The sequence below is a fragment of the Corynebacterium sp. Marseille-P4611 genome, from assembly GCF_916618765.1.
Lineage (GTDB): Bacteria > Actinomycetota > Actinomycetes > Mycobacteriales > Mycobacteriaceae > Corynebacterium > Corynebacterium marquesiae.
In genome coordinates, this window is record NZ_CAKAKD010000001.1 from 1,107,473 (window position 1) to 1,120,393 (window position 12,921).

General features: G+C 61.9%; 11 protein-coding genes. 5 read left to right on the forward strand and 6 right to left on the reverse strand.

Features of this window, described 5'->3' with window-relative positions:
* The 4 genes from LG376_RS05370 to LG376_RS05385 are packed head-to-tail and all read left to right on the forward strand — an operon-like array spanning nucleotide 1 to nucleotide 3,226.
* On the forward strand, nucleotides 1–1,044 hold the full coding sequence (locus tag LG376_RS05370; protein ID WP_049377904.1) for a DUF6779 domain-containing protein: 1,044 nt from the start codon (nucleotides 1–3) through the stop codon (nucleotides 1,042–1,044).
* The gene (locus LG376_RS05375) at nucleotides 1,045–1,719 is read left to right on the forward strand and encodes a hypothetical protein (RefSeq protein WP_225746405.1); all 675 of its coding nucleotides are present in this window, start codon (nucleotides 1,045–1,047) and stop codon (nucleotides 1,717–1,719) included.
* Nucleotides 1,716–2,606, forward strand: coding sequence for a pantoate--beta-alanine ligase (locus LG376_RS05380; protein WP_225746406.1), 891 nt, complete (start codon nucleotides 1,716–1,718; stop codon nucleotides 2,604–2,606). The genes LG376_RS05375 and LG376_RS05380 overlap by 4 nt, the downstream gene beginning before the upstream one ends.
* Nucleotides 2,606–3,226: a hypothetical protein gene (locus LG376_RS05385; protein ID WP_049377902.1), complete on the forward strand. Its 621-nt coding sequence runs from the start codon at nucleotides 2,606–2,608 to the stop codon at nucleotides 3,224–3,226. Before LG376_RS05380 ends, LG376_RS05385 begins: the two co-directional genes overlap by 1 nt.
* A 12-nt stretch (nucleotides 3,227–3,238) precedes the next feature.
* Here LG376_RS05385 and LG376_RS05390 read toward each other — a convergent pair whose 3' ends face one another.
* The 6 genes from LG376_RS05390 to LG376_RS05415 all read right to left on the reverse strand — a co-directional run bounded on the left by LG376_RS05390 (nucleotide 3,239) and on the right by LG376_RS05415 (nucleotide 11,115).
* Nucleotides 3,239–4,540 carry an aminopeptidase C gene (locus LG376_RS05390; RefSeq protein ID WP_225746407.1) on the reverse strand — a complete coding sequence of 434 codons (1,302 nt, stop codon included), beginning with the start codon at nucleotides 4,538–4,540 and terminating at the stop codon, nucleotides 3,239–3,241.
* 13 nt (nucleotides 4,541–4,553) lie between these two features.
* Nucleotides 4,554–5,852, reverse strand: a complete 1,299-nt coding sequence (locus LG376_RS05395) for an aminopeptidase C (protein ID WP_225746408.1) — start codon at nucleotides 5,850–5,852, stop codon at nucleotides 4,554–4,556.
* Nucleotides 5,853–5,901: 49 nt separating this feature from the next.
* Nucleotides 5,902–6,843, reverse strand: a complete 942-nt coding sequence (locus LG376_RS05400) for an ArsA family ATPase (RefSeq protein ID WP_225746409.1) — start codon at nucleotides 6,841–6,843, stop codon at nucleotides 5,902–5,904.
* Nucleotides 6,834–7,091, reverse strand: coding sequence for a cory-CC-star protein (locus LG376_RS05405; protein ID WP_198492073.1), 258 nt, complete (start codon nucleotides 7,089–7,091; stop codon nucleotides 6,834–6,836). Before LG376_RS05405 ends, LG376_RS05400 begins: the two co-directional genes overlap by 10 nt.
* Nucleotides 7,075–8,787 (reverse strand): carbon starvation protein A, encoded by a 1,713-nt coding sequence (locus LG376_RS05410; protein WP_225746410.1) that lies wholly within the window; start codon nucleotides 8,785–8,787, stop codon nucleotides 7,075–7,077. Before LG376_RS05410 ends, LG376_RS05405 begins: the two co-directional genes overlap by 17 nt.
* 225 nt (nucleotides 8,788–9,012) lie before the next feature.
* On the reverse strand, nucleotides 9,013–11,115 hold the full coding sequence (locus LG376_RS05415; RefSeq protein ID WP_225746411.1) for a PhoX family phosphatase: 2,103 nt from the start codon (nucleotides 11,113–11,115) through the stop codon (nucleotides 9,013–9,015).
* 189 nt (nucleotides 11,116–11,304) lie between these two features.
* On the opposite strand from LG376_RS05415, the gene lysS reads away from it, so the two are divergent.
* Nucleotides 11,305–12,882 carry a lysine--tRNA ligase gene (gene lysS, locus LG376_RS05420; protein ID WP_225746412.1) on the forward strand — a complete coding sequence of 526 codons (1,578 nt, stop codon included), beginning with the start codon at nucleotides 11,305–11,307 and terminating at the stop codon, nucleotides 12,880–12,882.
* Nucleotides 12,883–12,921 lie beyond the last annotated feature (39 nt).

Here is a 12,921-nt window from a genome sequence, read left to right on the forward strand (position 1 = left end):
ATGACTGAGCCTCGCTCTTCTTCTAGCAATACTTCCGCCAAGACGACCAAGCCGGACTTGGGCCAGATCGGCCTTATCGTCCTCGTGGTGCTGGCCGTGGTGGCCAGCATCGTCATGCTGATTTCCGGCTCTGCCGCCGCGCTCAAGATTGCCCTCATTGCTGCCCTGTGGGCCGCCGTGCTCGGCTTCTTCTTGGTCATGCGCTATCGCCGCCAGGCTGAGGAGTCCGTAACCAAGCTGGAGCTGCAGGAGCGCGCTCACCGCGCCGAGCTCAAGCAAGCCCGCACAGCCGATGGCCAGCCGCTGCCGGATCAGGAACTGCTGGATGAAATCCGCACCGAGCTGGCTTCCATCCGCAAGCAGATCGAGGATCTTTCCGGCCAGAACTTCACCTATGAACCGGCCGCTCTGCACGCCGAGGCGCGCCGCATCATGCAGCTCGAGGCCCAGACTGCGGCCGCTGCTCGCCCTGGCTCTGAGGAGGGCAATGTGGACTTCACCCAGTCCTCTTCCGGCGCCCCGTCCACCGATGCCATCGCCGGCCGCTTGGGTAACCAGCCGTCCGCGGCGCACGCCGAGTCCAACCCGCTTAATGACATCATTAGCGAAAAGACCCGCGCGCAGCGTACCTCCGGCAAGACTTCTGGTGCCTCCGCCTTCAATACTGGTGGCTTCCAGGCCGTGCGCTGGGATACCGGCGGCGATGATTCCCTGAAGACCACCCACGCTTCCGCCTCCAGCGAGCACCATGGCAGCCACCGCAAGCCGGAGGCTGCCACCAAGGCCAATGATGAGACCCAGGACATTCCGCAGCAGCCGGCACCACAGCGCGATGAACGCGCGGAATATCCAGGCTCGGGTCAACATGTGGCTCCGGAATCGGCCGAACCAGTACGCCAGAAGGCAGCCCGCCCGCATCACCGTGCGGCTGAACCTCAGCCGGAGGAGCAGACACGCGGACGCCGTCGCAGCGACGATAAGCGCGAAGGGGCGGTCTCCGTGGCCGAGCTGCTGGCGCAGGCAAAGAAAAAGAAGGACAAATAAATGCGCCCGCCACGCATGCGGGTAGCTCTTTTTGGCCGGAGCCTGGCCGGCTTTACCTTGGCCAATGCCATGGAACGCGCCGGCCATGAGGTGCAGATGCTTTCGGACCCAGCCGAGCTTTCTTCCTTCGAAACTCTCATTATCGCCGTGGGCGATTCCCGCCTGGAAGCTACCGTGGAGTTGCTTGAGCCACACGTACATCGCGGATTAATCGTTTTCCACACCTGCCTCTCGCGCGGTGTCCAAGTGCTAGATCCGCTAGAAACCCGCGGGTGTGTCGTTGCGGCACTCGCCCCATTTGCACATATGCGCTGGGCCGTGACCACCCTGGACGAGCTGGGCGAGACTGTAGTGGAGCTCAATATCACCGAGTTCCGCGGCGAAACCGTAGCGCTTTCCGACGCCGAACGTGCCCCCTTCGCTGCCCGCGCCTACTATGCCGAAATGCTTCGGCGCTTGCATATCTCTGCTGCAGTTGATGCTCATTTCCTCTCGCCCTCAGAAGAGCCACCCCTGGTGGGTGAGGACATGGACACCGAAGAAATCATCGCCGCCTACCGTGGCGCCACCGACCCTGGCCTGCGCCGCAGTTATGTGGAGGTTGCCCGCCGCCTAGGTGAGGTGGACGGCCGCGAGGAGCTGGAAATGTGGGCCCTACAAGAGGAGAGCCGATGAGCCTAGAGCTGGGAAACGCCACCGTCATCAGTGAGATTGAGCGCATCCGTATGGTTGGCAGCGCCTTTCATAAGACTGGCCGTCCGGTGGCCTTCGTGCCGCTGACCAACGGCGTGCACGCCGGCCATATCGCGCTGGTGCGCGCGGCCAAGCACATCCGCGGCGCGGTTACCGTCGTGGCCCTGCAGTCCCCACACGAGGAGGACCTTGAGCTCCTACGCGCCGAGGGCGTGGACATTGTCTGGAATTACTCAACAGATTCCTTGTGGCCACACGGCCGCCGGATCGCCGTGGCCCCTGTCGACGCCGCGACTGCCCTCGAGCCGGACCTCAGCGAGGGCCTCTCCCTGTACCTTGCGCTCATCCTGACGCTTTCGCCTACCGACGTCCTCCTTGGCGAAAAGGACTATGAGCTCCTCCTCGCCATCCACCACGCGGTCCAAGACTTCCACTTAGGCGTGCGCGTGCAGGGCGTGCCCGCCGTACGCATGCCCGATGGCGTGGTGATGAGCCTGCGCAATACCAACGTCCCGGCCGGATCCCGTGACCAAGCAGCCGCCCTATCCGCCGCGCTGACCGCCGGCGCGCATGCCGCCGAAGCCGGTGCGGAGAAAGTCCGCGAGGTCGCCGCGGAAGTCCTGCGCGCAGCAGGCGTTGAGCCGGACTACCTCGAGGTGCGCGGTCGCGACCTCGGCACCCCTCCCGAGGAGGGTGATGCCCGCTTGCTCGTCGCCGCGACAATCGGCGGCGTCCGCCTCATCGATAATGTGGGCCTGCCGCTGGGAATCGGCTTTAATAATATTGAAGAGCACGAAGCCAAGGCCGAGCTCGAGCGCGAGCAACAACGCGCGCAGGATACCGCTTCCCAGCAGCCATCGGAGGACTAATGACCGATATCCAGATCCGCGACCTTGACCCGCGCGATGAGCCCAAAGCCATTTCTTTTGCCATCGAGGGCATGCACCTGCACTGGTTTGTGAAGAACCCGCGCTTTGAGCGCGCCTATGGCCGCTACTTTTGGGATTTAGAGCGCGCCAAGGCCACCGATATCTTGGCCGCTTATGATGGCGACCGCTTCCTCGGCGTGCTGTTGGCCTCCATGAAGGGCAAGCCCGCGCTGCCATATCCCTGGTGGCGCAAGGCCTATGTCCGCGCGGTGGAAATCTTCAACAACCTGCGCCCAGGCGGACACCGCGATGATTACGATGCCGCCAATCAGGACATGCTGCTCAAGTACTTGGGTAAGCACCCCATTGATGGCGAAATCGGCTTCCTCGTCGCGGCTCCCAATTCCGGCGTGAGCGGCGTGGGCACGGCGCTGCTCGAGGCCTTCGAAGCCCGTCATGAGGGAAAGAATGCCTATTTGTTTACCGATGACGGCTGCACTTATCAGTTCTATGACAGCCGCGGTTTCACCCAGGTGGGCGAGCGCACCATCGCGGTCAACGAGGACCGCGACTTAGTGTGCATGCTCTATGTGCGCCGCCTTGGCACGCCGCAGTCTTAGCGTGCCGCAGGCTTAACGGGCCAACGCTCCCATCGGATCCCAGGCCGGCAGGGTGGTCACGGACTCGGACTGCAACGCCGCTTGGTATTGTTCCGGCAGGCGGGAGGGGTGCACGGCGATTTCGAAGACGAACTCGTCGAACCAGTCATCGGCCATGGTCCAAAAGCCCTTATCGGCCTTTTTCGGGCCCCAGGAATTCTCTACGCGCCAGCGATTGACGGTGCCGTCTTCTTCGATATCGGCGCCGGTAAAGACCATCGCGTGGGTCATCATGGACTCGTGCAGGCGCAAACGCTGCGCCTTGTCCAGATCCATCTTCACGCCGTAGAAGGCCTCATAATCGTGCAGGTGCTTGGCCCACACGCCGTGCTCATCATCAGATTGCTGGTCGGTATCGCAGCCGAACCAGACCGGCTGGCCGTCTTCGATGGAGGCACGCGCGGCATCGCGCAGCACCTCCACAGGCGCGTTCAAATAGGTCACGCGCTTACCTGCCACGTTGCCCAGGTACTCCACGGTGTAGAGCTCGCCATAGGCATTGCGCGGATCGTTGACCACGCACACGTACTCGCCTAGGTCCGCAGGCAGGTATTCCTGGGCAAACTCCTGTGGGGTATAGGTGCCTGCGCGGTGGAACTCATCATCCTTATCGCGATACTGCCATACAAAGTCCTCGGGTGGCAGGCCCAGGTTGGCGGTGAGGATCCGGTAGACGTCGGCAAGCGCCTGCTTATGCGCACCCTCTTCGCCGCTGCGGATCTGGTGGGCGGCACGGCGCAGCACGGTCTGCAGGTTGCGGTTAAGCATCGCCGTGGCCTCGGAAGACGCGGTTTCTGGCATGGCGTACTGCGGCACGACGCCGTATTTTTCCACCAGGGCGACGAACATGGACCATTGGCCGCCGTCATCGATGGGATCATCCATGAGCTTGGTTACGGTGCGGTCCTTAATATCGCGGTCCTTGAGCTCAGCCATGGCGGTAAGGAACCAATTGGCCTTTTCCAGCTTGTCAAAGAAGTAAATATAGGTCTGGGAAAGCTCAAAATCCTTGAGCTTGGCCTTGTCCATCAGGCCGCCGCGCAGGGAATTGAGGCCGGCAAAAATCCAGCAGCGGCCCGAAGCCTTCTGGTCGGCCACGCCCCAGGAATCTAGCTTATGGCTGGTTACCGGGGTAAGGGTGCGCAATTGCTCACGGTCGAGGCTGAGCTTGTCGACGCCCTCCTGGGCCACCCCATTGCGTACCAGGCGCAGAGCGGCATCGCTGGTGAGCTCGGCAGTAGCGGCATGAACCTCGTTCGGGTTAATCTCTGACATTTCTCGATTCTCCTTAGTTCATCCGGTCCCAGAGGGGAAGCTCAATCGGTTCGGTGGCAAGAGCCTGGGCCAGCTCGTCGCTCAGGTGCTCCTTGCGGACGGCGATGTGGAAGACGTTCTGGTCAAACCAGGCATCGGCCATCGTGGCAAAGCCCTTACCGGGCACATCCTCGCCATCGTCCTTGCGTGGCGGCTTAGAGCCCCAGGAGTTCTCTACGCGCCAGACGCGGTCGCCATCGACGCCGGTGAGAACCATCGCGTGGGTGGGCGCGGTCTCGCCGGAGGTAAAACGCTCCTCCTTGCTCATGGAGGAATCGATGCCGTAAAGGCCATCGGTATCTACCAATCCCTCGTCCCATACGCCGTTGAGGAAGGAGAACTGGCGGTTGACATCGCAGCTAAACCACACCGGCTCGCCGGCCGCCAGGCTGCGCTTGGCAGTTTCCTTCAGCTCGGCCGCGCTGACGTTGAGGTACTCCTGCGGAACGCCGCCCAACACATTGGTCTCCTCGGCGCTGCTGAACACGCGATGCTTGGGGTTGGTGGAGCGGGGGTCATCGGCCAGCACCACGTACTCGTCCAAGTTCGGCAGGTATTTATCGGCAAACTCGCGCGGGGTGGAGTGCAGGCGCACGAATTGCTCGTCCTTGGTGCGATACGCCCAAGTAAATTCCTCCGGTGGGGTGCCCAGGTGGATGGCCAGGATGCGGTGGATATCCTTGCGCGCCTGGGCGAGGATGTCTTCGCGCGGGCCGTCCTGTGCGGCGGCGCGGCGCACCACGGTGGCCAGGTCGCGGTTCATCTCCGCGGTATTTCCAGACGAGCGCACCTCCGGCATGGCCTCGGCAGGGACGGCGCCGTACTTGGCTACGAGGTTGCTAAAGAAGCACCACCAGCCGCCATCGGCCCCTGCGTGGTCGAGCACCGCGGCGACGGTGCGCTCGTCCCAGCCGGCGTCTTTTTTATCCAGCAATTGGTTGAGCACCAGATTGGCGCGTTCCAGCTTGTCAAAGTACTGCAGGTAGGTGAAGGAGAATTCGAAGTTATCTACATTGAGTTCCTTGGCCGCGCGGTGACGGAAGACGTTCAGCGCCGCGAACATCCAGCAGCGGCCCGAGCGCTTCTGGTCCGATACGCCCAAGCTATCCAGCTTGATCTCGGTGGTGGGGTAGAGCGCCGTAATACGGTCGCGGTCTAGGGCCGCCTTGGCTGCCCCGACGTTGGTAATGGCGTTGCGCGCGATGCGCAGCCGGGAATCGGCCGCGGCCTCCTCGCGCAAGTGGGATAGGTATTCGTTGGTGAGCAAAGTCATAGTTTCGGTTTTAGCAGACCCGAGCCCACAGCGGCGCGGGCGGGTGGAGCTAGAGATGGGCCGCCAGCTTGCCGACGGCCCCCGGAGTCCCCACTTCCTCCGGCAACCACGGAACCTCGCGCACCGGGGTATCGGGCAGCTGGGCGCGTAGGAGTGCGAGTGCCTCATCCTCGGCGGCGCGCCGGGCGGCTAAGAACTCGCCTTGGTCGGCCGGGGTGCGCCGGTTAACCAGCATGGATCCCACCCGCACACCGTTGCTCGTGAGGTCCGCATGAAACTCGGCAGATTCCAGCACGGGCAGGCGCTCGGCGGTGAGCACGATGTGGAACACGGTGCGTGGGGAGGTAAGAGCGGTGCGCAGCTGGGCAAAGCGCTCGCGGCGCTGGAAAAGCGTGGCGCGAATCTCCTGATTGCGCCGGTCCACCGGGTCATTATCCGCGCCGCTGACGTTAGACATCCCGCGCACCAGCGAGCCGAATTTATCGGATTTCTCGCGCCGGGAGAGCAATCCATCGGTATAGGCGGCCATGATCTCCGGCAAGGCCATCAGCCGCGAGGTATGCCCTGAGGGTGCGGTATCGAAGATGAGGTAGTCGAAGTCCGACTCCTCCACGACCAGCGCCGCTATGCGCTCCAATAGCGCCGCCTCCTGTGTGCCGGGCGATTGCCGGGCTAGGTCGAGGTGCTTTTTCACCTCGCCATGGAGGTGTTCGGGCATAAAGCGGCGCATCGAGTTCCCTACTTGCGCTAGGTGTTGCTCGGTCGCGCGCGCAGGGTCGATCTCGATGGCAGACAGGGTAGGGGTGAGGTCTACGGGGGCGTCGCCAAGCGAGGCGCCAAAAATATGCCCCAGGTTATGCGCCGGGTCCGTGGACACCAGGCAGACGCGGTGATTGCGGGACAGGCGCAGCGCGGTGGCGGTGGCCAGGGTGGTTTTACCCACCCCGCCCTTGCCTCCAAAGAACATGATGGGTGCGGTCTCTAACAACATTGAATATTCTCCAGCGGGGATTTATCCATTCCCATGCGGGTATGCCAGGCGTGGAAATCCTCATAGACCAACGGCAAAAGCTCCAGGGTGTAGTAGCTGGCGGGGTTGGGGATGCCGAGCGCCTCCGAGGCGACCAGCATCAGGAAGAGATCATCTTCTTGCTGCTGGGCCTTGGCAAAGCTGGCACGATACGGGGCCTGGTAGTACTCATTGAGCCCGGCCGCAAGTGCCTTAAGCTTGTCGAGCATGCTCGGGCAGTGGGGCGTCAAGGTCATCATCGGTCCACTCCAGCGGGGTCTCCTTGCGGGCGCGGGAGATGGCGCCGACGGCTTCCACAATGACCCAGATGGCGGCGACCACGATGATGACGTCCATGCAGAATAGCAGCCAGTTCTGGCTGGTAAAGAGGGACTTCAGCTGGAGCAGTGCGGCCCACAGTGACATGGCGGTAACGAAGATGAGCGGTATGACCACCGGCCACGTCGGCCGGCGCAGGTGGGTCAGGATGACCACCACGATGGCCAAGGAAAGGCCCGCCATGAGCTGGTTGGTAGTGCCGAATAGCGGCCAGATGGTCATGCCGCCGGAGCCATCCGCGCCGGCAGAGAAGGTCAGGCCGAAGGCCAAGCCCACCGCGATGACGGTGGCGGCCAAGGCCTTGATGCGCACGCCCATGATCTCGCCAATTTCTTGTACCACTAGGCGCTGCAGACGCACGCCCGAGTCCATGGTGGTAGCGGCAAAGAGCACGGCCATGGTGGCCAAGATGGTGCCGGAGAGGGACGTGGGAATGCCCATGCCCTCATTCATGAGCGCGCCGCCGCCGTGCACGAAGGCCTCCACGCCGCCGGCATTCCACTCGGAGTAGATTTCTTCCCACTGCTGCACGGACTTAAAGCCCGCGGTGGTGGCGATGATGGTGCCCAGCGCGAGCAAGCCCTCGCCCACGGCGCCGAAGTACCCCACAAAGCGCACGTCAGTTTCCTTATCCACCTGCTTGGACGAGGTGCCGGAGGCCACCACGCCGTGGAAGCCGGAAATAGCGCCGCAGGCGATGGTGACAAAGAGCAGCGGGAAGATGCCCGGGGTGCCGTCCGGCACGTTATCGCGCAGCGCCGGTGCGGCCAGCGAAGGGCGGGTAATGAGGAAGGATCCGTACAAGATGGCCAGGCCCACAAAGAGCTGGAGGCCGTTGATGTAGTCGCGCGGCTGCAGCAACACCCACACCGGCAGCAGCGAAGCGATGAAGGCGTAGATGAATAACAAGATGATCCACACGCCGTTGGCGGGGATGCCCAGGACAGTATCTGGTAGGACCACAGGCACACGGTCACCGATGATCATCAACGCGTAGAGCGCGACAACGCCCACGATGGAGACCAGCGGCAGGTTCCAATTCAGGCGGTAGATGGCCTGGCCGATAAGCAGCGCGACGACGATGGCACCCCACGTGGGGATAACGGCCGTAGGGGTGGAGACCAGCAGGTTCGAAATGACCACGGCGAAGGCCGCATTCACCATCAACAGCAGCAGGAAGATGACGATGAGGAAGAGGTTGCGCCCGCGCTTGCCAATGTAGCGCCCGGACAAAGTGCCGATGGACTGGCCCTTGTGGCGCTGCGACGCCCACAGCGCACCTAAATCGTGCATGCCGGCAAAGAAGATGGTGCCGAGGGTGACCCAGAGAAACGCCGGAACCCAGCCCCAGATGACGGCTACGGCCGGACCAATGATGGGCGCGGCGCCCGCCACGGACGTGAAGTGGTGGCCCCACAGGACGTATTTATTGGTGGGCACAAAGTCCACGCCGTCTTCCATGGTGTGGGCCGGGGTGGAGTAGTTCGGGGATAGCCGGAAAATGCTCTTTCCTAGGACCTTGGAATAGAGCAGATAGCCGGCGCCCATCATCGCAATGCCGATGATGGCGAGGACAAGAGAGTTCATGGTGTGCGTCTCCTCATGGGCGGTCAGGTGGCGTGTCTCACACGTGCGGTTAGTATGCCATAACTCACATAGGTATTAGCCCGTGGGGGAGACCGGCGGGTGGATTTATATTTGGAAGGCGCAGGCGGCGCAGTACCTCATGCTGCCGGCAGGAAAACAACAGCGCGGCCCCAGTTCCAGTGGAGGAACGAGGGCCGCGCGGCGGGTGCTTAAACCAGGTGGTGCTTACTTCTTATCGACGCCGATGTTGCCGTCCTTCTTCCACACCACAACCACTGCTGGGCGAGGGGTGGACTTGCCACCCTCTGGCCAGTGGGAGGTCTGCTTTTCAAAGGTAGCGTCATCGGTTTCACCTGGGTGCTGAACGTTAACCATCACACGCTCATCGGTGACGATGGGGCCGCAGGTCTCGGCACCTGCCGGGACCGTCAGGAAGCACTTGAGCTCGCCGCGGGTATCGCCTTCGGTGGTCACCGCGTAGAGACCATCGTTCGACTCAAGGGCGTTGCCGTCGGTGGAGATCCATAGGTTGCCGTGGCTATCAAAGGCCAGGTTATCCGGGCAGGAAATCGGGGATACCTTCTCCTTGTCAAAGCCACCAAAGTAGGTATTGGCCTCCTTCGGGTCACCACAGACCAAGAAGAGGTTCCAGGTGAACTTCTCGCCAGCGTGGTCATCTTCAATCTCCATGACCAGGCCGTTCTTGTTCTCCTTGATAGGAGCCCACTCCATCGGCTCTTCCTTGTTCTTCTTGGCATTCTCGCCGGTAGCGCCGCGGTATTTATTGTTGGTCAGGGACACGTAGACCTTCTCGGAGTCCGGGTGAACCTGCATATCCTCAGGGCGGTCCATCTTGGTGGCGCCCACCTTATCGGCAGCCTCACGGGTGTAGACGGCAACCTCTTCGGCAGACATGCCATCAACGTGAGACTCGAACTTGTTGTTCTCCGTATCGGAGGTCAGCAGCTTGATCCATTCGCCCTTGCCGTCAAAGGCGCCATCCTCTGGCAGCACGCCGGAGCCGTCAATCTCGTCCTCTGGGGAGTTGCCCTCTACCTTGGCCACGTACAGGGTGCCGTGGTCCAAGATGGTGAGGTTGTGCTCGATGTCGCCTTCTTTGTACTTCTTGGTGGAGATGAACTTGTAGATGTACTCGAAGCGGGAGTCATCGCCGGAGTAGCACACGACGGTGCCGTCGGATGCGATGTGGATGTTGCCGGCCTCGTGCTTGAAGCGACCCAGCGCGGTGTGCTTGACCGGAGTGGACTTCGGGTCCAGCGGGTTGATTTCTACGATCCAGCCAAAGCGGTTCGGCTCGTTCGGCTCCTTGGAGACGTCGAAGCGCTTATCAAAGCGCTCCCACTTGCGCTGGGACTCGCCGTCTTCCATGCCGAAGCGCTCCAGGGACTCCTGCGCCTTCTTGTCATCCAGCTTGGCGTGGGCGAAGTACTGGTCAAAGTTCTCTTCGCCAGAAAGCATGGTATTCCACGGAGTGATGCCGCCGGAGCAGTTATTCAGGGTGCCCTTGACCTTCTTGCCGGTCTTATCGGCGGAGGTCTTGACGTAATCGGAGCCGGCAGCAGGGCCCACCAGGGTGAATTCGGTGGTGGCGGTGATGCGGCGGTTGAGCGGGCCGAACTCGCGCTTGAGCTCGCCGGTCTTGCCAACCTTAGATACCTCCACGATGGAGTGGCCGTGGCCAGCCCAGCCGATCTTGGCCTGCTCCTCGGTGGGATTATCCGCATCGTAGTTGGGGAACATCTGCGGCTCGGTGGTGTACTCGTGGGAGCAGACGTAGATAAGGCGGTTGTCATCGTCCGGGTGCTCGATAAGGCCCGCAAAGTCATTGTTGAAGCCGAACTGCTTCTCAGCTGCCTCGGCGGTCTGGTTCTTGTCATCGAATTCCGGCGCGTCCTCAAACAGCGGGTCGCCCCAGGCAATGAGGACGGACTGCTCGTAGCCATCCGGGATGACCACTTCGTCCTTCTCGTTTGGCTGTACTGGGTCGAATTTCATGCCCTCTGCGGAGGTGAGCTCAACGTTCGCCTCAGAGGTTTTGCCGCCCTTGCCCTCGGAGGAAGAAGCCTCATTAGACGCATCATCCGGGTTGGAGCAGGCCGCCAAAGCAGCACCGCCGCCAACGGTTACGACGGACAGGCTGCCCGCACGCAGCGCGGTACGGCGGGAGAACTGGTCAGCAAAGTACGGGTTATTGGACTTGTTCTCGCACTCGCCAAAGCAAGCATTACCGCACTTGTAGGTGCAGGTCAGGCTGGAACGAGAGGAGGCAAAGAGACTAGAGAGAAGGTTGCGGCCTTTAAGCGCCATTATTACTGCTCCAAATGGGTTGAAAATATTGTTTAGACACGGGGACAGCCATATATATAAGGGGATCTCAGTAACTGTGCGTTGGCGCGGAGGTGACGGTGAAGTGAATTATGCGTAAATCTTTTCCGGGGTGAGGGTGGCGTGGGCTAAATCGCGTGCTGCGGTGGGGATCGACTACCCTAGGCTAACGTGAGCGAGCAGAAGAATAATGAAGTAAACGATGTCCCTGAGCAGCTGCGCATCCGCCGCGAGAAGCGCGATCGCCTGCTGGAATCCGGCGTAGAGGCCTACCCGGTAACCGTTGAGCGCACCATCTCTTTGAAGGATTTGCGCCACGATTTCCGCGTTGTACCCGAGGGCGAAGAGCCGGGCGCCGAAGAAGGCGTGACCTACCTGGCCCCAGGCGAGGAAACCGAGGTAACCCACGCCATTGCCGGACGCCTTATCTTTATGCGCAATACCGGCAAGCTGTGCTTTGCCACCCTGCAAGATGGTGACGGCACCCAGGTGCAGGCCATGCTTTCCCTAGCGGAGGTGGGCAAAGAGCGCCTCGACGCTTGGAAGTCCGATGTTGACTTGGGCGATTTCATCTCCGTGCGCGGCCGCGTAATTTCCTCCCGCCGCGGCGAGCTGTCCATCATGGTCTCCGAGTGGACCATGGCCGCTAAGTCCCTGCGCCCGTTGCCGGTGTCCTTTGCCGATATGGCAGAAGATACCCGTGTGCGCCAGCGCTATAACGACCTCATTATCCGCGAAGAGGCCCGCAAGAACGCCATGATCCGCGTGAAGGTCATGCGCGCGCTGCGTAACTACCTGGAAAGCCAGGATTTCGTTGAAATCGAGACCCCGATGCTGCAGACCCTGCACGGTGGCGCGGCCGCTCGCCCGTTTATCACCCACTCCAATGCGTTGGATATTGACCTCTACCTGCGCATTGCGCCGGAGCTGTACTTGAAGCGTGCCGTCGTCGGCGGCATTGACCGCGTCTTCGAAATCAACCGTAACTTCCGCAACGAGGGCGTGGACCGCTCCCACTCGCCGGAGTTCGCCATGCTCGAGACCTACGCTGCATGGGGCGACTACGACGATTGTGCCCGCATGACGCGCGAGTCCATCCAGGCCGTAGCGCGCGACGTCTTTGGATCGACCACCGTCACCTTGGCAGATGGCACCGAGTTCGATTTCGGCGGCGAAGAGTGGCCCGAAATCGAGATGTACCCCTCCCTCAATGAGGCCCTACAGCGCAAGTTCCCAGGCCAGCCGGAGGTCACCATCGATACCGACGTCGAAACGCTCAAGGGCATTGCCGACGTCATCGGCCTTGACGTCCCCAAGGACGGCGGCTGGGGCCACGGCAAGTTGGTGGAGGAAATCTGGGAGGTCCTGTGTGAGGACCAGCTGGAAGGTCCCATCTTTGTCAAGAACTTCCCGGTTGAGACCTCCCCGCTGACCCGTCAGCACCGTTCCAAGCCGGGCGTGACCGAGAAGTGGGATCTCTACGTCCGCGGCTTCGAGCTGGCAACCGGCTACTCCGAGCTGGTGGACCCGGTTATCCAGCGCGAGCGTTTTGAGGATCAGGCTCGCCTGGCCGCCGGTGGCGATGACGAGGCCATGGTGCTGGACGAGGACTTCCTTGCTGCAATGGAGCAGGGCATGCCTCCTACGGCCGGCACCGGCATGGGCATGGACCGCCTGCTGATGGCCCTGACCGGCCTGGGCATCCGTGAAACCGTGCTCTTCCCACTGGTTAAACCAGAGCAGAAGTAGCAGCCCAGCGGCCAATCTCTAGCCGTCAGCCCACGTGGC

Bases quoted from the DNA above. Each gene is read 5' to 3' on its own strand.
- LG376_RS05415 (WP_225746411.1), bottom strand. From the start codon at position 11,115: ATGGCGCTTAAAGGCCGCAACCTTCTCTCTAGTCTCTTTGCCTCCTCT.
- LG376_RS05410 (WP_225746410.1), bottom strand. From the start codon at position 8,787: ATGAACTCTCTTGTCCTCGCCATCATCGGCATTGCGATGATGGGCGCC.
- LG376_RS05395 (WP_225746408.1), bottom strand. From the start codon at position 5,852: ATGACTTTGCTCACCAACGAATACCTATCCCACTTGCGCGAGGAGGCC.
- LG376_RS05380 (WP_225746406.1), top strand. From the start codon at position 1,716: ATGAGCCTAGAGCTGGGAAACGCCACCGTCATCAGTGAGATTGAGCGC.
- LG376_RS05390 (WP_225746407.1), bottom strand. From the start codon at position 4,540: ATGTCAGAGATTAACCCGAACGAGGTTCATGCCGCTACTGCCGAGCTC.
- LG376_RS05375 (WP_225746405.1), top strand. From the start codon at position 1,045: ATGCGCCCGCCACGCATGCGGGTAGCTCTTTTTGGCCGGAGCCTGGCC.
- LG376_RS05370 (WP_049377904.1), top strand. From the start codon at position 1: ATGACTGAGCCTCGCTCTTCTTCTAGCAATACTTCCGCCAAGACGACC.
- LG376_RS05405 (WP_198492073.1), bottom strand. From the start codon at position 7,091: ATGCTCGACAAGCTTAAGGCACTTGCGGCCGGGCTCAATGAGTACTAC.
- LG376_RS05400 (WP_225746409.1), bottom strand. From the start codon at position 6,843: ATGTTGTTAGAGACCGCACCCATCATGTTCTTTGGAGGCAAGGGCGGG.
- LG376_RS05385 (WP_049377902.1), top strand. From the start codon at position 2,606: ATGACCGATATCCAGATCCGCGACCTTGACCCGCGCGATGAGCCCAAA.